12 protein-coding genes are annotated in these 24,737 nt (G+C 33.3%); 3 read left to right on the forward strand and 9 right to left on the reverse strand.

What is annotated here, in order from left to right:
* Positions 1–257 precede the first annotated feature (257 nt).
* Both HYG84_RS04055 and HYG84_RS04060 read left to right on the forward strand, forming a co-directional pair.
* Complete coding sequence (locus tag HYG84_RS04055; RefSeq protein WP_212380853.1) at positions 258–1,637, forward strand: sodium-dependent transporter; 1,380 nt, start codon at positions 258–260, stop codon at positions 1,635–1,637.
* Between the two features lie 538 nt (positions 1,638–2,175).
* Positions 2,176–3,546, forward strand: coding sequence for a sodium-dependent transporter (locus HYG84_RS04060; RefSeq protein ID WP_212380854.1), 1,371 nt, complete (start codon positions 2,176–2,178; stop codon positions 3,544–3,546).
* A 139-nt stretch (positions 3,547–3,685) separates the two neighbouring features.
* Here the strand turns inward: HYG84_RS04060 and HYG84_RS04065 are convergent, their stop codons facing one another.
* The 5 genes from HYG84_RS04065 to HYG84_RS04085 all read right to left on the reverse strand — a co-directional run bounded on the left by HYG84_RS04065 (position 3,686) and on the right by HYG84_RS04085 (position 16,892).
* Complete coding sequence (locus HYG84_RS04065) at positions 3,686–5,542, reverse strand: S-layer homology domain-containing protein (RefSeq protein ID WP_212380855.1); 1,857 nt, start codon at positions 5,540–5,542, stop codon at positions 3,686–3,688.
* A gap of 166 nt (positions 5,543–5,708) precedes the next feature.
* A complete protein-coding gene (locus tag HYG84_RS04070) occupies positions 5,709–7,193 on the reverse strand; it encodes an S-layer homology domain-containing protein (protein WP_212380856.1) in 1,485 nt (494 codons plus the stop codon).
* Between the two features lie 71 nt (positions 7,194–7,264).
* A complete protein-coding gene (locus tag HYG84_RS04075; protein ID WP_212380857.1) occupies positions 7,265–8,917 on the reverse strand; it encodes a hypothetical protein in 1,653 nt (550 codons plus the stop codon).
* A gap of 4 nt (positions 8,918–8,921) precedes the next feature.
* Positions 8,922–15,476: an IPT/TIG domain-containing protein gene (locus HYG84_RS04080; protein WP_212380858.1), complete on the reverse strand. Its 6,555-nt coding sequence runs from the start codon at positions 15,474–15,476 to the stop codon at positions 8,922–8,924.
* An 18-nt stretch (positions 15,477–15,494) separates the two neighbouring features.
* On the reverse strand, positions 15,495–16,892 hold the full coding sequence (locus HYG84_RS04085) for a hypothetical protein (protein ID WP_212380859.1): 1,398 nt from the start codon (positions 16,890–16,892) through the stop codon (positions 15,495–15,497).
* Positions 16,893–17,242: 350 nt separating this feature from the next.
* Between HYG84_RS04085 and HYG84_RS04090 the strand changes: the two genes are divergently transcribed.
* Positions 17,243–17,848, forward strand: a complete 606-nt coding sequence (locus HYG84_RS04090; RefSeq protein ID WP_212380860.1) for a hypothetical protein — start codon at positions 17,243–17,245, stop codon at positions 17,846–17,848.
* A 150-nt stretch (positions 17,849–17,998) separates the two neighbouring features.
* Here HYG84_RS04090 and murJ read toward each other — a convergent pair whose 3' ends face one another.
* From murJ to HYG84_RS04110, 4 genes are all read right to left on the reverse strand, one after another.
* Positions 17,999–19,528 (reverse strand): murein biosynthesis integral membrane protein MurJ, encoded by a 1,530-nt coding sequence (gene murJ, locus HYG84_RS04095; RefSeq protein ID WP_212380861.1) that lies wholly within the window; start codon positions 19,526–19,528, stop codon positions 17,999–18,001.
* Positions 19,529–19,722: 194 nt separating this feature from the next.
* Positions 19,723–22,044, reverse strand: coding sequence for a sulfatase-like hydrolase/transferase (locus tag HYG84_RS04100; protein WP_212380862.1), 2,322 nt, complete (start codon positions 22,042–22,044; stop codon positions 19,723–19,725).
* A 248-nt stretch (positions 22,045–22,292) separates the two neighbouring features.
* Positions 22,293–23,789, reverse strand: a complete 1,497-nt coding sequence (locus HYG84_RS04105; RefSeq protein WP_212380863.1) for a B12-binding domain-containing radical SAM protein — start codon at positions 23,787–23,789, stop codon at positions 22,293–22,295.
* A 347-nt stretch (positions 23,790–24,136) separates the two neighbouring features.
* Positions 24,137–24,724, reverse strand: a complete 588-nt coding sequence (locus HYG84_RS04110; RefSeq protein ID WP_212380864.1) for a TetR/AcrR family transcriptional regulator — start codon at positions 24,722–24,724, stop codon at positions 24,137–24,139.
* Between the last annotated feature and the right edge of the window lie 13 nt (positions 24,725–24,737).

The following is a 24,737-nucleotide window of genomic DNA, read 5'->3' on the forward strand; positions in this document are numbered from 1 at the left end:
TTTAAAAGATAATTGATTGAATTAACTAAAAATTTAAATGTTTTTCATTTTTAGTTAATATTTAGTTAATATTTCAAAAAAAGTTCCGAGTTAGTTAAAAATATATCACTTGCATCTTAGTAAAAATAAAATTATAATATAAGTAATTATTCTAAATGTTTTGAATATTATTGATTTAACCTATTATCAGGAGGTGATTTTTGAAAGATTCGACAAAATTCAATTATACTAAAAAAATAGTTAAGGGAGGGTAAATTATGATCGATTTAAACGAAAAGAAAGCAAGGGATCAGTGGGGTTCAAGATTCGGGTTCATTATGGCAGCTGCTGGATCGGCAATAGGCTTAGGCAACCTTTGGAAATTTCCATACATGGCTGGAAAAAATGGCGGTGGCGCATTTGTTTTTGTATATTTCATTATTTTGTTATTAGTAGGATTTACGCTGATGTTAGCTGAGATAGTTCTAGGTAGGAATACTCAATTAAGCGCTGTAGGTGCATATAAAAAACTTAGTGAAAAGTGGTCGTGGTTAGGTGCTATGGGTGTCCTTGCTGGATTTTTAATTCTTTCTTTCTATAGTGTTGTTGGTGGTTGGGTAATAAATTATATAGTCAGATCAGTTACTGGAGTATTGAACACCGCTGATATAGATATGCTAGGAAGCCTATTTGGCGGACTAATTACTAGTCCTGTTGAGCCACTTATTTACCACGCAATTTTTATGGTTATTACATTAGCAATTGTTATGGGTGGTATCAGTGGAGGAATTGAAAAAGCTTCTAAAATATTAATGCCTGCACTATTTATTATGATGTTTATTGTTATGCTTCGTTCTCTTACCCTTGAAGGAGCTATGGAAGGAGTTAAATTCCTATTAGCGCCAGACTTTTCAGCTATTAATGCTTCAGTTATATTAGCGGCTTTAGGTCAAGTTTTCTTCTCCCTAAGCCTTGGTATGGGATGTATGATAACCTATGGTAGTTATTTAAGTAAAGATGAAGACCTAGTACAAAGTGCTATGATTATACCATTGTTAGATACAGCTATAGCTTTACTTGCAGGGTTAACCATCTTACCAGCAGTATTCGCATTTGGATTTAATCCGGGTGAAGGTCCAGGGCTTCTATTCGTTACACTTCCTGCTGTATTTTCAAAAATGCCGCTTGGTAGCTTATTTGCATTCATATTCTTTACATTAGTGTTGTTCGCGGCTTTAACATCAGCTATTTCCTTATTAGAAGTAACTGTTTCTTATATGGTAGATGAATTTAAATGGGAACGTAAGAAAGCAACATTTACTATGGCAGCTATTATTTTCTTAGTAGGGGCTACTGCGTCCCTAGGACTTGGAGTATGGTCTAATATTAAAATAATTGGTGGAAGAGATATATTCGACTCCTTAGACTTTACAGCAAGTAATATTCTACTTCCTTTAGGTGGAATGCTAATGTGCATCTTTATAGGTTGGGTATGGGGTCTTGAAAATGCCATTAAAGAAGCTTCTAACGAAGGAAAACTTACATTTAAATTAGCTCCTTTCTGGGGTTTCTTAGTAAAATGGGTTGCACCTGTTGCTATAGGCATTGTTTTTCTAAATTCTACAGGATTGCTAGATATCATTAAAGGACTATTCTAATAGTGATACAATTTCCTTATAAATGTTGCGCTTCTTCATTGCGAAAGATTGGGAATATAAAGAGATAAGATAAAAAATGTAATACCTCCATAATATAATGCATCCTTTATTAAAGGGTGCTTTTTTTTGATATATATATATTTATAAATATTTTTTTAAAAATTAAATATTGTCAAAAAATTAACGCTTGCAATTTTCGACATGCATATATATAATTATGGAATATGAAGAGAGAACCTTTTTAAATTTTAAAATTGTATTTGTATACTAAATTGTTTGTATATTCTTTCATATATATTTTTTATTTATACATTACTAAATTATTTTAATAGCAGTTGCATAAATATTTGAATTAGATGATTATCCTTTAATTACTTAATGATAATATCTATATAAAATCTATTACAAGGAGGTGAATATTAAGTAATACTTGATACATCGGCATTATAATAAGTTCTAATCTATTATATTTTTTAAGTTTTATTTTTTTATTTTTAATTTTTATTATTTTCAAAATTTTTTATTAGGGGGTTATGTTATGACAGATTTAAAAGAAAAACAAGAAAGAGATCAGTGGGGTTCCAAGCTTGGATTTATCTTTGCTGCTGCTGGTTCTGCTGTTGGACTAGGTAACCTTTGGAAGTTCCCTTACCTTGCTGGGCAAAATGGTGGTGGGGTATTCGTAGTAATTTATCTTGGACTAGTATTATTAATTGGTTTTACTTTAATGATGGCAGAGCTTGTACTTGGTAGAAATACACAGCTTAGCCCAGTAGGTGCCTATAGAAAACTTAAAGAAAAATGGGCATGGGTTGGAGCTATAGGAGTATTAGCTTCCTTCTTAATCGTAACATATTATAGTGTTATCGGTGGATGGATTATTAAATATATCATTTCAGCTCTTACGGGTGCATTTAATACAACAGACCTTGCTACCCTTGAAGGTGTATTTACAAGCTTTATAGGTGCTCCAGTAGAGCCACTTATTTATCACGCTATATTTATGTTAATGACATTAGGTATAGTTATGGGTGGTATTAGTGGTGGTATTGAAAAAGCTTCTAAAATTTTAATGCCAGGTTTATTCATAATGATGGTCGTATTAATGATAAGATCTATAACACTTCCAGGTGCTATGGAAGGTGTTAAGTACCTTCTACAACCAGATTTCTCAAAATTAAATATGAGTGTTGTTGTAAGCGCTTTAGGACAAGTATTCTTCTCTCTAAGCCTTGGTATGGGTGTTATTGTTACTTATGGTAGCTACCTTAGCAAAGATGAAAACCTTGTAGAGTCTTCATTTATTATTCCTGCACTTGATACAATAATAGCTTTACTTGCAGGACTTACAATTTTACCAGCAGTATTTGCTTTAGGATTTGACCCGGCTGGTGGACCTGGTCTTTTATTTGTAACATTACCAGGTGTATTCGCTAAAATGCCTCTTGGACAATTATTTGCTGTATTATTCTTCGTATTAGTTTTATTTGCAGCTGTCACATCTTCTATGTCTTTATTAGAAGCAGCAGTATCTTTAACAGTAGACGAGTTTAACTGGGATCGTAAAAAGGCAACAATTGGATTAGGAATTCTTGCATTCCTTATCGGTGTACCTTCTTCATTAGCTAACGGTCCTGTACTAGGAAATGTTACATTTATTGCCGGTACTAACTTCTTTGATTCAATGGGTATTATTACAGATAACCTACTTCTACCATTAGCTGCATTAACACTTGCAATCTTTGTTGGTTGGGTATGGGGTACTGATAAAGCTCTTGCTGAAGCTACAAATCAAGGAAAAGTTAAATTCACAATCGGAAAATGTTGGGCATTTGCTATTAAATATGTAGCTCCACTAGCTATAGGATATATCTTAATATCAGGTCTTATACCACTATTTAAGCAATAAAATAACTTTAATATTTAATTTAAACCTCAGGCTTATCCTGAGGTTTTTTTATTGTTCTTTGTACCTATGAAGTTAAACATATTATAGGTCAATAATAAAAGAAATCACCCTAAAATTAATTAGAGTGATCTTTTTATTTTTATCTTCTTATCATAACCAATACTCTTTTTGCTACTATATAGTTACCATTATCCTCTGCATAAATAACTATTTCGTCTCCTACATTTATATCTCTAAATCTTATTATTCTTCCATCCTCATCATTGTAAATAGTATTATCATCTACATCTACTATTATTTCTTCCCGTGCTCCTACTTGAAGTTCTATATTCCCTTTTCTAGAATCCATATAGGTAACCTTACCTTCATAGCTAGCGCCTTTAAGCTTGCGATAGGTTTCCATACTTACTACTTCGCCATTTTCTATTTCTAGCTCCACCTGATAATTCAGTCTTAAATCGTAAATTCCAGCCTTTTCATCTTCTATCATTATTGTAGTATTAGGTGTTAATACAAATGTTTCCGTAGTTTTATCATCTTTTTCGATAGTTATTTGGGTTTTCTGTCCAATATCAATCTTTTTAATATAACCTTCTACAGTCTCTTGTACACTAGAAGCATTTACATAGGTTACCGTTTCATATTCTTTAGTAATTTTTACTTCATCACCTACTTTTATTTCATCAAAGGATACAGTCTTACGATCTCTTTTTAAAGTAGCTTTAGAAGTAATAGTAAATGTCTCTCTAGTATTGTCGTCTAGTAGCACCTCTAAAGTATATTTATCCTTACTGCCGCCCTTAGATTTAACTACACCATCTAGAGTCTTTTCCTTTGTTTCAGCTTCTATCTTAATTATTTCTTCATCAATATGTGTAATATAAATTATATCACCTGGAGTTAAATCTTTTATATTAACAGACTTATCCATTAAATATACCTTACTGCTTGTGGTAAATGATAATCCCTTTACATTATCTTTATCATCCTTAATAAATACCTTAGGATCTCTTCCCTCTAAGTAATAATAAAAATAACCTTCTAATACTTCTTCAGTTGTAATTGCCTTTATATCTATTATAATGTCATCCTCAACTATAGCAGTTACCGACTGTCCTATTTCTAGTTGCTTTGCAGTAGCAGTTTTACCATCAACAGTGATATTTGCATTAGAAGCAATATCATAAATCTGCTGTTTACTTCCATTTGCTATAGAAATAATGTTTTTAGTACCTAAAATAACATTATCTACCTCTCCATTAATCGTTTCTCTTACTGTATTTGTAGGAGGTAGTGTTGTAGTAGGTGGTGTTGTAGGATTGCCGCTTGAGCCTTTATCCAAAATTTTAGCAGCCAATGAAGCAAGCTTAGAAACTTCTGCCCTACTTATCAAATTGTCAGGTAAGAAACGTCCATTATTACTTTCCTTATCCAATATTCCTTTTTTCAATAATAAATCAATATAAGGTGCAGCTGCTGTTGGAATACTCATTTCATCTATATAAGGAATTACATATATAGTTCCGATCTGTTCACCAGCTCCGTACTGTAGAACCCTTCCAATATAAGTAGCTACTTCATGACGCTTAGCATCTAAATTTTTACCAGAGGATACTAATCCCGTTAAATCTTCCTTTAATAAAATATCATTAAAAAGAGCATAGGCAGTTGCACCTTGAGCCCAAGCCGGAATCTTATACTGTTCTAATTCTTGCTTATATTTATTTGTATAATATCCTGCCTCATTATCGGTATAACCCATAAGCTTCGATATCATAACTATAGTCTCTAGCTTTGTAATATTTCCTTGTGGTTTAAATGTAGCATCTGGGTAACCCGTTGTAATTTTACGATTATAAATATCCTCTATATATTCCTTTGCCCAATGACCGCTAATATCAGTAAAAACTGTTGGTGCAGCAAAGGATAAAGCGCTACTTAGCGTAACAGATAGTGTAACCATAGCAACAGCTGTCCTAAATTTTGTTCGACTCATTATTTTTTTCTCCTCCTCTTATATATTTCTCATTTCTATATTTAGTATATAATTCTACACAAACCTTGTTTTTCCTTCATCTTTATTAATATATTATGATTTGTCATTGTTTTGTAATAAAAACGAGAATGTCCCTCTCTATTATTAGAGAAAAACATTCTCGTGCTTAATTAAATAAAATAATATTTTCTCTATAATCCTGTTGTAGATCTTTCTCTAAAAACTCTAAAAATCTTACTAAGATAGCAGAAGCCTCAGCACGAGTTAATACCTGATTCGGATTTACCCTATTTAACTGATCTCCTTGTACTAAGCCTATTTCCTTTGCCATATAAATGCTATCCTTAGCCCATGCTGGTATTAGTCTATCATCGGAAAATGATGTATAGTAGCCTGGTGTAGGCGCTTTACTCTCAAATCCTAATACACGGATAATAATAGTAATAGCTTGAGCCCTAGTTAATGAATCTTTAGGTGCAAATTTATTCTCAGATACACCTTGAATTATTCCCTTTGCAACCCCATTTTTAATGTATTCATAATTAATATCTTCTACTGAAACATCTACAAATGGTGAAACTTCTGGATCTTTTCTCCTCGAGCTAGTTCGCTTTTTAGGATCCTCAGTAGGTCTAATATCACTTGCCCTAATAACTGCCCTTGTAAACTCTTCCCTAGTCATAGGTACATCAGGTACAAAAAATGTAGATACTTCATCAAATACATCTAATGAATATAGCTTATTAATATGGCTTTCTGCCCAATGTCCTCCTAAATCTCTAAATTTAGGTACTATCAATCTTTCAATTTTAGGAACTTTTTGCTTAGATAATGATATTGTTCCACGATCTCGTCTTCTATTATTTATTCCATTTCTGTCTATTAGCGGAAGATCATATTCGTACTTAGATACAATCTCACTATTAGTTGTTCTAATATACCCACCATTAAAGCTAGACAGATTAGCTTCGTTACCACTATATCTAAGTTCCTTAGTCATGCTATCAGAAACTTGACTTCTTACAGTGCCTTGCCAGCTAGTAGGTCGTCGATCTTCTGCTGTCTGTCTTTCTACTTCAAATACAAAATCGATAATTTGGGTTTCCGTTGCACCCCAAAAGTTTTCATATCCAACGCTACCACCACTAATGTCTACAATAGCCTCTCCTTCTGTTTTGTTAATAGTATAAACCTTACGGCCTTTTATATTTCCTGAAGAAAAATCAGAAGCAGGTCTGTTGTCAATAACATCAGATTTTGAAAACTGATAATCCTTTAATTCAAACCGGTCTTCATCTACATCTATAGTTTCTCTATAGCTACTAACACTCATCTGTCCTATAGTTTGTCCTTTATCACTACGGGTATCGTATTGAATAGTATAGGAAATACGACGATCTAGCTTACCCTTTATAGACTTATCTTCTGGAGCCAGTTTAAAACTGTAGCTAATAGTTTTTGAATCAGTTTTATCTTTTTCAGTTATGCTTACAGTACCTATAAACTTTACTGGCTCGCCAGTGAGAAAAACTACTTCTTCGTATTCATACTCGTTGTTAACACCACCCGAAAACTCAGGAGGGGAAGCAATAACATTTACTGGTACAATAATTAAACTTAGTATCATTAAAATTAAGATAGCCCTTTTCAAAATATCCCTCCTCTTATTATGTATTATAAGTAATCAATTTGGGGCTTTGATAAAAAATACACTCGGCCATTCTACTTCACAATAAGTACCTTACCATAGAAGTCATCACGTACTAAATAAATACGATCTCCCGCCTTTAGATCATATGGCTCAATTTGTTTACCGTCTTTAATCAATAATGCTTTTTCTAAATTAACCTGAAGATCTGCATTTTTCTCCATCCACTGAGACCTTCTACTACTCCAATCTCTAGCATTTTTAATGCTAATTCCCCAGCCAACTAGATTATCATTAGTAACAGAAGAAATTACACCATTGGTTACCCTCTGTCTTAGGAGAGAATCCATATTCTTTTGTACCATAATAGCACTTATTCTATCTCCATCGGTATAAACATAGCTATGCCAATCCTTAAGACGTTTATCTTTAGCATACCTAGAGCTTTCATCTACTGCATAATCCCCACTGTAAAACTCTTTTATAGTTATTTTTTTATTGTTAGTTAAGTCATAAATATCTGTGTCGTTATCGAAGAATAGCTCCTTTTCACCGTCAAATGACTGCCAATCGTTTTCTTCTAATAAGAAGAAGTCCTTTAGCCATAGGCGATCTTCTACTATTTGATCCATTCTACCAGCATAAATATAGTGCTGACCAATATTAGAGTTATTAACTTCCTCATTTAAAACATATACTACATCTGCACTAGAATCCATGCCTCTTCCATCTGCTACAACAAACACATCAGACTTAACATTTAAAGCAAAGTTATCTACTAGTCTATCATTTTTAATAACGATAGTCCCATCATGAAAACCAATGTTTCTATTGTTCTTTAACTCAAATCCACCAGTAAACCAGTTTATATCCTGAATTTTATCAGAATATGTACTTTCATATTGACTTTGCACAACCATTCTTTCCACCTGATCCTTGCCAAAGAAGTCCTTCATAGCTAAATAAACAGTTTTTCCACGATAATATTTTAGGTTATCATAGGAAACAGAGTATCCCCCTACATAAAGAGGCGATTGCTTATTATATGGTATAGTCATAGAAGCTGATAATTGCTTCCAGCTACCATTATTAAGATGTTGAACATCACTTATAGTAATCTTATCTTCATAGCCATCTACAAAGTTTAGTTTGCCTTTATAAAGGCCTTTAATACGAATAGAGTCGCCTTCTATACTAATACGACTAATAATATTAGTATTTACTTCATCAAAATGTAGCTTTACCCTATCCCCTACATATAAAGTGTCTAAAGATACATTTTTCCCATCCTTTAGAGTAATAGTACCAGGCATAGTTAAAAATGTTTCTTCCACTCCTGTTGCTAGCTTTAATACCAATTGGTTGCGATCTATCCTCGAAACCCTTCCAGTCCTTATCTTGCTTCCAGGAGAGATATATCCTAAAGAACTAGTTGAATATCCCTCTATTGCAACAACTCTCCTTCCCTCTATCTGTGCATAAACTTCCATACCTGCCATAAAATTAGATGCATTAACAGGTTGAGAGTCAATTGTATAGATAGTATTAGGGTTTAGAGGAAGGGAGTACATCCCGCCCTCATAGCTCTCTATTTCCAATGTTTCTTTTAATGGTTCTCTTAAATATCCTTCAACAAATCCCTGTCTATACACTTGATTAATATTTCCATAGGTAAAAACTGAGGATAATAAAGTTAGTGCTAAAATTAATATAAACATTTTTTTCATTATTTTACCTCCTACTACCAATAATAGCATACTTACCTAAGCGGATAACTCCACTAGATGCCGAACCTATCCAGTTCTTAGAAGAAGTTGCAAGTGGCTCCCAAGTGTTTTTAACAGGATCGAAATAATTAAAATCTAATTCAGTTAATTTTCTTAAACTAGCTTTTTGCTCGTCATAATCTAATGTAAAACTCATTGCACTAGCTAAATAATCCATAGGTGATGTGGTTTGTCCAACATATATTGACGCCTTTAGATTATACACAGTTGATAGCTGATTTCCAGATAAAACTTGTGTATTACCACTATCCTCTGAAATTACAAACCTTACCCCAGCATCAGCTTTATTTCTATTTTCTCTAACATTTGCAACATTAAAGACTGCAGTTTGGAGCTGAAGGGTAAAATCTTTGCCTATTACTTGAATATTTCTACTGTCATTATCTACTACTACACTAGCTGGAATAGAAACAACTAGCTCTTTACTACCCGCTAAAGCACCTCTAGTTAAATCTATTACTATAGTACCTCTGTTTCTATCCTTTGTACCAATTACAACATTAGCAGTGTTTCCTGTTTTAGACATAGTAGTATTTTCTACTAAGCCTCCATCTTCATCTGGAGGGCCTACTTCAGAACCAGTCCTTACAGTGTTACTTTCCATAGAAGGTTTAGAAGAGCCAAAGTCTCCTACAGCCTTTACAATAAACTTATATCTGGTTCTAGGCTCAAGATCGTTATATGCAAAGGAAGTAAGCTCTGTAGATCCTATCAGTTCCGTATTTTTATCATCTATTACAACAAAAATCTCATACTCAGTTGCTCCAGATACTGGGTTCCAATGTACTCTAATAAATCTGTCGTACACCAGCTCTGCCACCACGCCTGTAGGTGCTGTGATCTCTGGTAAGCCATAGGTTAGATTCGTATATATTGGGCTGGCTCCACCGTCTGGGTTAACTATGATTACACCGAAATCCTCTGTTTTTCCTGGTGGTGTTTTTATGGTTGCAGTTTCACTGTTTATAAAATTGTAATCCGTTCCTTCAGTCCCGGATTCTAATATATATGGAATTCCCTCTATATATATTAGGTTTTTATTGTTTCCTGTACTTTCATCTGCAGGAGTAATCTTCGGATTAAAGTACACCTTAGCACCCGCCATAAATCCTGAGCCCTTTAGCTTAATTTCCTGTCCACCTAAAATAGATATGACAGAAATCCTTGATTTTTCTGTAGGATCTAACGGGTCTACTACTGCTGTTATCCTTGGATTACTTGCGTAAGTATAGTTTACTGCATTGGACATTTCCCCGTCTGGGTTTTCTACTTTAACTTCTACAGAACCAGGTGTTCCAGAAGGCACCACTACTGAAATAGTCTTATGATCTATCACGTTTACATCTTTATCTGGTACCGGCTGTCCGTCAAAATATACTTTTAACTTTGAACCTGTATACCCCTCCATTGTTTCTCTAAAGTCCTTACCTTTTATTATAACAGAATTTCCACCACTAGCAGGTCCTCTAGGAGGAGTAATGCTTTCTATTTGTGGACTGGATTCTCCTTTAATAAACTGGATATATATTGGTGGTGAAGCTGCATCGGAGGAAGCCGTACCACCATCGTCATTGACTACAACAACCTTATGTAGGAACGCTAATGCACTTTCATTTACCGCTGGCATTTTAAATACTAGCCGGTTTGGTTCATTTACTAAGATGTCCTTCGCATCTATTTTAAGGATATTTCCTATTTGGATATGATCTACATCTCTGAAGTCCCTACCTTCGATAACTATGGTGCTACCGCCCTTCATGTTGACGGTTAAAATCTTAATGGCACCATTGTCTCCTAGTTGTGGCTGCTGACCATCTCTGGTAATGTTTGTAATTTGAGGGCGACTGTCTGGGTTTTTATATTGATAAACAGCCTTGTTTGATACGCCATCTGGATTTTCTACCACTACGTTAATATTTCCTACAGTATAGTAAGTAGGTGTTATAACCTCTAGCTGATCTTTGAAGGTTTCTCTTACCTGTGGCGAATATCCTCTAGTTACTAGAAGCCTGCCGTCTTTTACTTCAACCTTTATAAGTTCATTACCTGTGTAGCTGTTATCCTTATTATCCTTATCCTTTAAACCTTTAACATCTATATACTTTGCTCCTGAATCATAGGTGTATTCTTCTGTGTATGTTACTTTGTCTTCTGTTAAGCTGATTGTAATTCTATATGCACCGTCTACAACCTTATGCTCTACTTTTAAATCTCCTGCCAAGTTAACCGTTGCCATTCCTTGGTTTATAAGTCCAGAGTTTTCAGCTTCTCTAGGTATTTGACTGTTGCTTATTTCTCCAAACTTAACTAAATAAGTGTTTGCTCTGGTCTGTACTTTGTCCTTATCTATTAAATCTATAGTATTTAATTTAAAGCTGCTGCCAATTACATCTACCTTTTCGCCACCTTGTTTTTTACCGACATTCGGTAAAATGCTTTTGATTGTAGGATTTGAACCTTCATAAGTAAATCTAACTTTGTTAGATCTTCCAGAATCATTGTTCATAATGTATACATCTACAGCACCTATTGCGGTGCTTGTAGGTACAATAACCTTCATATAGCCTTCTCTAAACTCTACTATTTTTGCTTTTTCTCTTCCAAAATACACGGAAGGCAGCACTGGAGAATCGCTGTACTCTGTGAAAATAGGATGGTCTAATGGTCTCTGCGGCGCATCCTTTTCTGTTTTATAATTTGTCCATTTGCCGTCTTTATCTAAATCGTCAAAATCATCATCTGAAGAAGTAGGAATCTTACCTTTATATGGTTCATAATATCTAAAATCGTATCCCCATATTTCTACAACATCGCCACCTGCTGCCGTTCCCTTTACTGGATTAATTCGATCTATCCTAGGTCTGCTGGAGGCTATTACATAAGCAAATAAATCGTATTTACTGTGGTGTCCGCCGTCTTCATTTAACACAGTGACAGGTACAAACTTCTTGTCTGTAATAAAGTCTGTGTTAATATCTCCTGGATATTTCGGAACAGTTACAGTGATACTGGTATAGTTTACTGTATCTATTTTTACATCCTTGTCCGGTACTTTAACACCAGCAATATATACTTCTGTTGTATTTTGGAAGCCTTCTCCATATATTACTACTTCATAACCACCCTCTACAGAGCCCTGACTAGGAGATATATAGTTAATCATAGGCTTCGATTGAGGTATTAGATATTCAAATCCATTTTTAACAGTAAAGCTTTTGGTGTCTGGGTTTCTTACCGTTACATCGTAAAAACCCGGAATATCTTTTTTAGGTATAGTAACCCATATTTCATTTCTATTTTTTACCTTCGCTCTGTGTCCAGTAATGATTCCAGTTGATGGGTCTTGAGCGTAAGGTGTTTTGAATTCAAAGATCTCTCCGTCAATTACTATAGAATCATTATTTACTGTTACTACATCTGAATTACTACCTCGAATTGCAACAATATCCCTGCCATCTAGTTTAATTTCGTATACATTATTCTTGCCATCAGAAAGCGTAACTCTGCCTGCGTCGTTTACTTCTATTGTATAATAAGAAGCTCCTTGCTGAAGTATTAAACTATCGTAGTAATCCGCTACTCTTAAGCTTTTTGTACCAACTTCATTTGTGTTTACAGAAAACAAGCTATAGTCAAAAATTATATCTAATGGTTGGCCATCAATCGTTATAGCACTTGTATCCTTATCAATAACCACATTATCCAGAATTTCTCCAGAGCTATTTATCGCTTTTATGTCTTCCCCTATTAGCTTAATGGTGTAGCTTTCATTTTTTCCTAAAATCACTGGATTTCCTTCATAATCTACGCTGATGGTGTAATGTTCTTCTCCAGCAGATATTACAGCACTTTTATAGTAAGCAGAAAGCATAAGTCTTTTCAGATTCGTTCTTGGGTCTGGTTCTATTTTAAAAAGTTTTTCTCTTAAGTTTATATCTGGAGATTCGTATTTTTCTAAACCACTAGGATCCGTAGTATATTTATTGACATCCTCATTTCCCAAATATACTCTAGTTCCAATTAGTTTATAAAGCCCTAAACCATCAATATTCGTTACAGTTTGATCTGGTTTTAAAAAGTTGTCGCCCTTTATAATCACTAAGGTATCCTCGGTTCCCTTGTTCGGGGCTATTGTAGTAATTCTAGGGTCTATTCGCATAGTCTGTACATAGATGAACTGATGGGTATCGCTGCCTCCATCGGGGTTCATTATCTGAATGATATTTGCACCTTCTCTGCCCTTAGGTGCCTTGAATTTTAATGTACCTCTCGTTGTTATTTTATCTATATCTCTCACTACATTGGTTACTTCTTTTCCATCGATAAATACCTTGATCCCATCTTGAAAATTACGTCCCTCTATTACAACATCTTCTCCACCGTCTACGGTAACGATATAAGGATCTACTTTTTCTATTATAGGACTGCTAGTAACTGTAACAAAGGTGATAGCATCGTGTTTAATACTGTAAAGCCCTCTTTCAGCAGAATCTCTTTTAGGGTTGGCTACAGAAACCGATATGGCAGTATTAATATTAGAAGGAGATACTCCTAGTCCCTCTGGAATGGTAAGAACGAGAGATGTACCTGTTTCATTGCCTCCAATTCCAGTTACGATATTGCCATTTTTATCTAAAACCTCAAATATTACACCTGTTCTCTCTTCTTTTTTATAGCCAGTAGACTCTGTTGCATCTTTTGTACTATAATAAACCTTTCCATCGGGTGATCTTTCTATTATAATGTCCGCTGTACTTTCTCCTGCTCCACCAATGATTACTTTTGGGTAATTGGTTTTCATATCTACACCGTCTGCGTATCTAAATACATTAAACCCATTTCCCTGTATTGATAAAATAGTATCATTTGTAGTTTTAGGAATTGCTACGCTCTCTACCTGTATTTTATCTGGCGTAACCTTGTCTATTTGGGGATCTTGATGACTGGCTAAGAATCTATATCCATTAGCTAACTCTGCTGCTTCTGTAAATACAAAGGTTTCTCCACTATTTACTGTAATGGTAGTGGTTATCTCCATGATTACATCTTTTAAGCCTATTTCTTCTATTGTCTTAGTCTTTACATATAGCTGGTCTTCGTTACTGTCACCATGTCGAAATACATGGTTCCCCTTATAGTCTTCTTCAAATAAAGCATCTCTTCCTATTATAACTAAGAAGTCCCTAGTTAAATGTTTTACTTGTTTTCCATTATATGCGATACTAGGATCAGTATTATCGTCATAATAGTTGATTCTAAGCCTAGTCAGTCCATCGGTACCGCTGGTGGTAACTTCTAGTTTATCCGTAGTATCTACAGTGTCATTTACACCAACTAGTCCTGTTATATCCAGTTCTTCGAATCTACGCCCATATATTGTAAGGTATGCCCCTGCATTAGTTCCCTCCGAAGGTGAGGTTTTTATGATAGTCGGTCCAACCTCAGCATCTACAACTACAAATTCTCCAATCGTCTGTTGTTTTATAACTAAATTCGTTAAATCCTGTCCAGGATTTTTAACAAAACTATCTAAATTATTTGTAATAACCACTTTATAGGTCCCAGGAGATAAACCCTTAGGAACCTTTACGCTTATTCTTCCGTCGTCATCAGAGGTTACTACTGGATAATACGGGTCTTCCCCCATATTTTCATACATGAATTTGTCCGTTTCGTTGGACAAGAAAAAAACAGAATAATCTTCATCATCATCTTTTATGGTGATATTTACATTGGTTCCAATCTTTCCTCTATTAGGAAAAATAGTAATATTTTTTTGATCTATATTGATGCTTTCATATATTCTAAAAGCTTTGTTATGATTATAGGTCGTTGTTATTTTTACATCATTTACGTTTTTTTCATTATTAATGACGATATTCTTTATTCCGTGACCCAAAGATCTTAAAGTAGGTTCTTCTAAAGTTACTGAATTGCTTATAGGCAATGTTGTAAAAATACCTGTAAGATCGTCATTTCCTATTCTAATAGTAGTTTCTCCATTAGTAGGATGAGAACCGAAATTATTAAATTTTTCTCCATTTATTGTAGCCTTTGGGCTGGGAGAAGTACTCTTTAAATCCACCTGTGCAGGAGTAACACTGGTTACCCTTGGCATATTTGTCTCATTTACTAGAAAACTAATAGTTCCTGCCCTAATTTCTGAAATTTTTGTTCCTGGGTCTACTTTAAATTGTCTTAAAAAGTCAGTTCCTCCTGAAATCTCAGTTGTAAAAGGCTCATATAAGCTACCTCCGTCTCGCATATACATTATAGAGGCACTTTTAAGCCCAGTACCAAAAATAGATACAGTATAGGTTTCAGTCAATCCTTCAAATGTTTTAAACAGTCTAATTTCTGATATGGTATAGGTATCCCCATACACCACATCTAAAGGCATAGCGCCTATAATAAATATAACTGCCAAAAATAAGCTTATTATATTTTTATATTTAAAACTTTTTTTCTTATGATCTTTGTTATTTAATATATGCTGCATATCCTCCACCTCACTTTTCTAATACTTTGGTTCTACAACAACGTATATACCCGTCGTATAGGTTAATATATCTGCTTTTTGGTCTACTACATTTATAAGATAACTGCTTTCTTCCTCCCAAAGTCTCGATACATCGTTATATCTCAAAACTTTATATTTTTCATATTGTCCATTATCCATTGGTATCTCAGCAGAAAATCGAGATAAATTAGTATTGCTGCTGCTTATCTCTACTATTGGAGAACGTAATATGTACCCCTGTAAAGAATTCCTTAGGGTCTGCTCTTTAAATGGTTCAAGATGATCCAGTCTTATAATCTCTCCTCTTCTTAGACCAGAAACATTGCCATATGGAGTGGCAACTCCATAGCTAAAGTCTTCTGTAGGAGGAAGCCTGTATCCAGATGATGGTACAACACTTAAGGTGCCATAAAGCTCTCTGACATGCTGACCGCTATTTTGTATGATAATACTATATAGTCCAGCCTCTAGCTTGTTTCTTCCTCTTGGTAGATACACTTCTAAATACTGCTGGTTTCCATCTTCCCTAAGGTTGACTCTATAGGCCCTAATATCGTTAAAAAACACTTCTACAGACCGATCCAAAAATTTACCGTTTATAATAATTGGCTCCGTCACATCATAATCTTCTAATATGGACTGTACAATTACATCTGCTTCCCCTATGGAAGGTACTGCCATTGTATTAAATGTCCAAAGCCTAGTCTCGTTTGTGGTGTTGGGTCTGGTAGTATTGGTAACCTCCACTACACCAGGGCTTAACCGTACTGTATACTTCATATGGGACATTAACGGCTTTATTGGCACATACAAAGTAGCCCTAGTTTTATCAGTAGTATTGTAACTAAAAATATATCGATCGATGAATTCTTGTTGTTCATTTTTTCCTGTATCTTCATTGTTTGTTGTCATGTTATAAATCTCATTTAAAAAATCCACATCCACCATGGAAATATTACTGTTGTCGCTATATACGCCTACACCAGCAATTAGGTTGTTGATGTTCGAAAATGTAAGCTCTCCTTCATCTACCGTAAAATCCATTCTTACGAAAAGGCGTTCCATTCTTCTTCCATCATTATTGAGGTCTCTGTAATAAAGCCCTCTGATTCGATGGTACAGGGTATTTTCATTAAACCAATCGTCTTCATCCCTCGACTCAGGATATAGGCTGATATTCCACACTAAAGGCTTTACTTCTTCTACAGGGTTTTCAGGACCATTATTTTCACCGTCAGCGTCGTTATCTTCGTATTCATTACCATTATTCTCTTCAGTAATTTCTGTAGGTTCATCTGCAAAAACAACTGGTGCTAAAGCACCTAAAATCATCAAAGATGCTAGTAATATAGCAAGTCCCTTTACTATTTTATCTTTATACCTATGAAAAGTCATATTCTATAATCTCCTTTTAATTTGTAGTTAATATAACTAAAGCCGCACTAGCATAAAACTTTTCGATACACCTTTTAACAAAATTCTACTTAAAAAACATTAAAAACATTCCATAAAAAAATGTGCTTTATATACTTATATCGGCAAAATAAGTTATTTTCTTTATGCAATATGTATATTGTAATACTTTCGTAATATTTGATATTATATTCATTATTTCGACAAAATAGGTGTGTTTCCTGCAAGCAATATATTTTTTATAGGCCCTAAGAACATATGTTTGCTCTATCCCTAAAACATGATATAATGGAATTAACTAGGGGGTAAAAAAATTAAATAGAGGTGATAACTTGAAAAGATTAAATGAGATGTTAAAAGAACAAGAGAGAATTACCTGTATGCTAGCAGTTTATGAAAAGAATATGGGAAACTGCACTAAAATGGTTTTCCAAAATGGTAGAGAAATACTACTAAAACAATCTGTAGACTCGACTCTGCAGGCTATTTTAAAATATCACACTATAGATCTAAAGAAGCTTAGAAAAAAGCAGCAAAAGCTACTCAACTCCAGATACTACATACCACTACCTATAAGCAAAGACACGCTTTTTATTTGTATAAAAACTAGACTTCCTAAAGTTAAAAAGGATTCTTCAGTTAGCTATATTAACTTTTATGAAATAGATAGATTGGATAAAAAACATCCAATCATCTATATGAAAAATGGCTATAAAATAGAAAGTCTTAACTCGATAACAACACTTAAAAAGAGATATCACCAGGGAGAAATTTCTGCAAAACTACAAATTGGTCAGCAAAAGCAGAGCTTACTAGTAGAAGAAGAAACTGCTAAATATTTTTATCCAGCTACAAAAGGGGACATAAAGGCAATATCTAGAGAAATAGAGAGCTTAAGAGATATGCTGAAAAATGTTTTAGTTGCAGAGAAACAATAATTTCAGAATACTTACCATCTATATAATAAATAAACCAACGGTATATAGGGATACCCCTACTGTCCGTTGGTTATATTGTGCTCTTAGCTAAATCAATTAATACATCCTTCATCTGTCCATGATATTATATTAATTATTTGTCTTTCATTTTTAATCATTGTTTACACTTCTTTTTAGTTTTTTCTTTACCACATTTATCATAGTATCCACTTCTTCTATCTTCATAAAATAGATAATAATGAAATATATTACAGCACCTATGCCTATTGAAACTACTAAGGATAAATTAGCGCCAATAATCCTAAGTAAACTATTATATGATAATCTAGCTATTATTCCCATAACTAATGAGGCACATAGTATTTTCATAAAGGATACGATTATGCTTTTCATACCAAATGGACCTATCTTTTTACGAAGATTTGTAAATAATAGCCCAGTACAAAATATAGCAGATATACTCGTTGCCAGAGCAAGCCCACCTATGCCTAAAAATTTAGAAAGTATAATATTTAATACTATATTTATAAACATGGCTATTGCTGCATTTATAGCAGGCGTCTTAGTATCTTGCAGGGAATAAAAAGCTCTTGCCAATACATCCCTTAAACCGAACCCTATCATACCTATAGAGTAGTAAAATAGAGCACTAGATGTCATGGTTACTGCCCCAGCATCAAAAGCTCCCCTACCAAACAAAAGATTAACTACTGGACCTGCAAATACCATCGCTCCTACTGTGGCAGGTATAACTAACAGATTAATACTACTTATAGCTTCTGATACAGACTTTTTAAGTCCTTCCATGTTCTTTTCTGCTGCCATTTTAGATATTGCGGGATACATTACAGTCGTCAATGACATAACAAATATTCCTTGAACAAAACCATTTAGTTTATTAGCATAGTTAAGAGCTGATATTCCGCCTACTGCTAAATTAGATGCTAATGTTCTATCAACCAAAGTATTAATTTGATTAACAGATACTCCTATTATTACAGGTATTGCCATATAAGCCATACTTTTTATATATTTATCTTTTATATTTAATATAAACTTATATTTATATCCTTCTTTATATACAAATGGCACTATAAACGCCAGCTGTGCCATACTAGCAATAATACCACCTATAGCTAAAACTACAACATCAGTCCTCGCACTTACAACTATAGAGAGTATAGTAACAATATTCAAAGGAAATCCTATTAAAGCTGGTATAATGTAGTTACCCTTAATCTGTAAAAATCCGCTGTATACAAATATAAGTGTGGAAAAATAAATTCCAGCTATGCTTATTCTAGTAAACTTAATAGCTAGATCTAAAGTCTCGCCCTCAAAACCTGATGCAAATAATTTCACCAAGGGAGCTGTAAATACAAGTCCAAATATAACTAAGGCTGTACATATTATTAATAATGTATTTACAAGATTACTAGTAAATTGATTCGCTTTCTCTGTTCCTTTTTTATTCTCTACTTTACTATACATAGGTATGTAACCAGTAGATATACCTACCCCTACAAACGAAAAGATTGCAATTGGTATAGTGGTAGATATTAAATAGACATCACTTATATTTGATGCACCGTAAAAATATGAGAGAATAATATCCCTCGCAAAACCAAATATTTTAGAAAATATAGTTAACATCATTAAAAGTATTGCGGTTTTTTTCATTTAATTCACCTCATTAATACTTTAGTAAATTTCATATTTTTAATCATTGATTTTATTAAACTTTATTTAAAAACAAAAATGATTTCACTCCAACATGTCGAATAGATTAAGTGCTAATCAAATCATTCGCTGGAAGCGAAACCACTTAATGTAGGTTAGACAAATATTAGTTTGCTTTATATTGTTGTGCTACACTATCCATTTATAACCTTATACAAAATCTCCGCAGTCAAACCTCTAGTTAGCTTATCAGTACTATCTAAATTTAAATCCTTACTAATATTATCAATACCATCCTCTGGATCTAAGTCAAAGGTGTCATCTTCCTTAACCGCCTTCTCTAACCATATTAAGGCCTGTTCTGTAGAAATAAACTCGTCTGCTTGGGAAGAATTTGTAAGCTCTGCATCATTAATAATATTTTTTTCTATAGCTGCATTAGCGTAAGGTGCCCACCAATCTCCACCAGTACTTGTATCTACATCTATAACTAATGCAGATAGAAGTATCTTTAAGAACTCTGATTTTTTAATAGGATTATCAGGATAAAATCTAGAATCTGAATGTCCACTTACAATTTCTTTCTCTGCCATATATTCGATAGCTTCTTCTGATCTATGGTCAAGTATATCAGTAAAAGTAATTTTTTTATCTTTATCTACCTCTACAACCTTGTCGCCTTTTACATAGCTATCTGCTAAATAGTTCGACAGATTAATATCTTGTATTGCTCTTTCATAACCCTCCCTACATAGTTCTAAATCTACAGGCTCACCAGTATGCAAGCTCCATGCCTTACTATTTTCGAACCTACCATCACTAGACATTTCAAATATCTTCTCATCGTCAATAAAAGACCCTTTATTCATAACATTTTGCTGGGCAACAAAGCCTTCCTTCGCATTTAATAAATCCTGCCCCATTAAGAAATCGGATGAAGGTGCAACTCCCATAATATTTAGCATTGTAGGGAAAAAGTCAAGTTGCCCACCAGTTGTAGATATAGTTTCTTCTACTCCTGCACCTGGAACATGTATAATTAGAGGAATATTTAATAAGTCTTCATAGTTATACTCCCTATTAAGAAAACTAGAAGCCTGCTTTCTAATTTCAGAGTCATGCATTTCAATACCAAAGTGATCTCCATAAATAGCTATAACAGAATTATCGTACAAACCTTCCTGCTTTAACTCTTCAATAAACTCACCTAGCACTGTATCAAAATAATTAATTGACTCGACGTAATTTCCAAGCATAGTATCTTTATACTCTCCCTGTACACTTAACCCTTTAAAGTTTTCTGGAATAACAAACGGATGATGACTGGTTAAGGTAACAGAAAAACTATAGAATGGCTCTTTTAATTCCTTATAATAATCAATAGACTGCTTAAATAAAGATCCATCTGAAATACCTAGCCCAATAACCTCATCACTATTCAACTTATCTACACTAATAAATTTATCTAATCCTTGCGCGGGATATGCATTTTTTCTATTCCAAAACTCGGGATCATTACCATGAAAAGCAATAGTACTATAGCCCTTTGCCTTTAGTGCATTAGGTAGGGTATATAAATCTACCCCCTCATACTCTTTATATGAAAATGATCGCATAGAAGCATACATTGAGCTATGGGATACAAACTCTGCATCAGAGGTATTTCCTCTCCCTAGTTGCTGAAAATATTTATCAAAATAGAAACTATCTTTGTTAACCAAGCTATTTAATACAGGGGTTATAGGTTTACCCTCAATCTCTTTATTAATAACAAAGTTTTGCAAAGCTTCTACCTGAATAACAAATACATTTCTACCTTTTGCTATACCATAACCTTTTAAATCTTCTATTCTTTTTTTATTCCCATTTCTTCTATCTAAATAGCTTTGCATATTCACATCTTCTAGTTTATCCTGTTTAAAAAACTGGACTGCGTCATGTAAATGGTAGTTAAGTAGACCTAACTGATTAACAGTGTACATATTTTTATCTACTTTAACTCCATTTAGGTAAGATATTGAAAATACCATTAATATAGATGTTGCAAAAGCAATTATTCTTTCATCCTTTAGACTTGCTTTAATAGCAATCTTCTTTATCCAAAATACACAAGCTAATATAGGAATATCTATAAAAAGAAAAATATCCCCTGGTTTAATCAAGCTTTTTACACTATCTCCTACAGCACTTACCTGCCCTGCAGAATAAATAGAATATATGGATATTGGTACACGGAAATATCTAAAATGCACAATATCGGCAAAAGCTACAGTAGATAACAGTCCATAAATTAAAAATAGCCCTGGGACTCTCCATCGGTCTGGTAATACTAAAGTAATTGTATATATTCCAAATATAAGCAGGAGATTAATACATATAAACCATAGTGATATATTCGATACTTCCATAAATCTTTGTACTACAAAAACCTTTATAAATGTAATAGCTGCAAATAGCAATATCCATAAATAAGACTTGCCATATCTTTCACCTAATTTATTAATTATATTTTGCATTATGCACCTCTCTAACTAAAGCAATCATTGTTTAATATTTAATTAATATAGCTTATATTTTACCACTATGTATATAATAGGGCAAATTTTTAAGTCAGTTAAATTATTACATACAGCAATGAATGCGATGAATGCTAAGAAAAAATAGTTAAGATTTTTCTATAATCAAACGTATAAATATCCACCAACATAGTGCTGGTGGATATTTATATTTATATTTGTATATTTAACTATTTTTTTATATAATGTTAGCTTTTACTTATAACTAGCTTTGCTTTACCCGCTAAATTTCTAAACCTTGTAACCTGCTTCATAAATTTTTGAAGCCTTACAACAACATTTTCCTTATTTCCTTTTTCTACTTCTGCAGCAAGATTTTCAACCATAGGTCTTAGTTTAGGAAATTGTGTTAGATATGTTAAAGCCACCCATGTGCTACTTTCATTTAATTGATTAACAGCTGCCGGTCCCCAATACATATCATATTGCTCTTGAATAGAGCTATACATAATCCTATTCAATTCTTCTTCAGATAAAAGATTTGCCTCAATTGCTTTATCAATAATATCAGTTCCTGGTAAGAAATTTAGACCATGTAACTGTAGTTCAAATGGTGGTTCCAGTTGTAAGCAAAGTTTGTAGGTCTCCTTTAAATCCTCCAAGGTTTCGAATGGATGCTGTAGCATAAAGTCATATATAACCTTAGGAACCTTACATTTAGATAAAATACGACTAGCATTAATTATTTCTTCTTGGCTTTCTTTTCTATGGAATATCTCTTTTCTTATTCTAGGGGAACCACTTTGAATCCCTACAACAATTTGATAAAGACCTGCTTCAACAAGATTATTAATAATTCTTTCGTTTATCTTTAGTGGATGTCCCCATATTTTGAAAGGAATACCTATTTCCTTCTTATATCGTTCTTTAAATTCTTCTATCCAGCCCTCTTCATCAGAGAAAATTTCGTCCCAAAAATGAATAACTTTTAAGTTTTTAATAGAGGATTTAGCCTCTTTTAACTCATGCATAACACTATCTACAGAACGAAAACGTACATATCTCCCTTTTCCAGCATAAGTTCTTTTTAAATTAACAGAACTACAATAAGAACAGGCGAAAGGACAACCTCTAGATGCAGTTAATTCATAGGTAAATCCTTTAATTTGTGGATCTCCATATGCAATTTCATCGTTATGGATAAAATAAACATTATCTCCACCTATCTTAGGATAACCTAACGTATCTAATTCTTGAACTAATGGTCTTAATGAGTTTTTAACTAATTGTTTTTGTTCATTGTGTAATACAACATTCTCAATATGAGAAGGATCTTTACCTTGTTCTAAAGAGTTTAATAGCTCTATTAAAGGTAGCTCTCCCTCACCTTGAATAACATAATCTCCATACTTTAATGCTTCTTCAGGGAAAAGTGTAGAATACACACCACCCCAAATAATTGGTACATTAGATTTCTCCCTAATTCTATCATTTACTAAATATACAGACTCTAAATATAGAGAAGACATAACACTTAACCCAATATAGGAAGGTTTAATTTCATTTATTAAATTTTCTAATAAATCAAGTTCTTTTTGACTGGCTTTACTTGGATTAACACTATTAAACTCTTTAAAATATAAGATGTGAGCATTATATCCATTAGTATTTAATGCATTGGAAAGATATCTAACGCCTAATGCTTTTTCATTATAAAATCCAATTAGTAGGACATTCTTACCCATTTTTATCCTCCTCGTAAAATACATATAATATATATTAAGATACTTTAACCTAATGTGCTAGTAGATTTAATACAAGATGAATTTATCCATTTATTTCTACAAAAAATATATCCCTTATAAACTAGAATAGCCATTATTTAATATAATAATTATTCTACCACTGTAATATGGTAAAAGCAAATTTTTAATATAGTTAAATTGTTACATATTTACAATCCCAAGGTTTTAATCGATAACTTAAAAAGAGATATAACAGGAATTTGTCCTTGCTATATCTCTTTAACTTTATAACTTTCTGTCTAGAACTGATTGCTCATTATACTATAAAATTAATTTTTAATATCTTATTATTTGTTAGATAAACCATTGAAGACAGTATCGATAATAGGTCTAGAATCAATATCCTTTGGGTTAATACTTTTAAAATATACTTGAAACGCATAGTTATGATTGATAGCTCCTAGTATAGAGAATGTTGCTATTCTTTTATTTAAATCTGGCCTAAGTTCACCGGTTTCAATCCCCATTTCCAAGGCTTCATCAATTAGAAGAAATATTGACTGTTTCATTTCAATCATTTGATACTTCATTTCCTCTGACATAAATCCTGGTCCTGGAATAACATTTTCAGCCATGTCCATGTGTTCACTTACAAAGTTTCCATGATGCTGTGCAAATGCTATTAGCTTTTCTTTAACTGTTTCAGCAAGATCCATTGCTTCACGTGCCATATCCAGATAAGTTTCTGCCATATATTTTATCACTTGTTCAAATAAATCTTTTTTGCTATCAAAGTATTCGTATACTGTACCTTTCCCAATTCCCGCTTCTTTCGCTATTACTTCAACTTTTGCCTTATGAAATCCATATATTCTAAAAACCTTAGTTGCAGCTTCAATAATGTCAATTCTCTTTTGTTCTTTTAAGGAGTTCACTTCTTCACCTCAT

Source organism: Alkaliphilus sp. B6464 (assembly GCF_018141165.1).
Lineage (GTDB): Bacteria > Bacillota > Clostridia > Peptostreptococcales > Natronincolaceae > Alkaliphilus_B.

Bases quoted from the DNA above. Each gene is read 5' to 3' on its own strand.
- murJ (WP_212380861.1), bottom strand. From the start codon at position 19,528: ATGAAAAAAACCGCAATACTTTTAATGATGTTAACTATATTTTCTAAA.
- HYG84_RS04080 (WP_212380858.1), bottom strand. From the start codon at position 15,476: ATGCAGCATATATTAAATAACAAAGATCATAAGAAAAAAAGTTTTAAA.
- HYG84_RS04075 (WP_212380857.1), bottom strand. From the start codon at position 8,917: ATGAAAAAAATGTTTATATTAATTTTAGCACTAACTTTATTATCCTCA.
- HYG84_RS04105 (WP_212380863.1), bottom strand. From the start codon at position 23,789: ATGGGTAAGAATGTCCTACTAATTGGATTTTATAATGAAAAAGCATTA.
- HYG84_RS04085 (WP_212380859.1), bottom strand. From the start codon at position 16,892: ATGACTTTTCATAGGTATAAAGATAAAATAGTAAAGGGACTTGCTATA.
- HYG84_RS04100 (WP_212380862.1), bottom strand. From the start codon at position 22,044: ATGCAAAATATAATTAATAAATTAGGTGAAAGATATGGCAAGTCTTAT.
- HYG84_RS04055 (WP_212380853.1), top strand. From the start codon at position 258: ATGATCGATTTAAACGAAAAGAAAGCAAGGGATCAGTGGGGTTCAAGA.
- HYG84_RS04065 (WP_212380855.1), bottom strand. From the start codon at position 5,542: ATGAGTCGAACAAAATTTAGGACAGCTGTTGCTATGGTTACACTATCT.
- HYG84_RS04060 (WP_212380854.1), top strand. From the start codon at position 2,176: ATGACAGATTTAAAAGAAAAACAAGAAAGAGATCAGTGGGGTTCCAAG.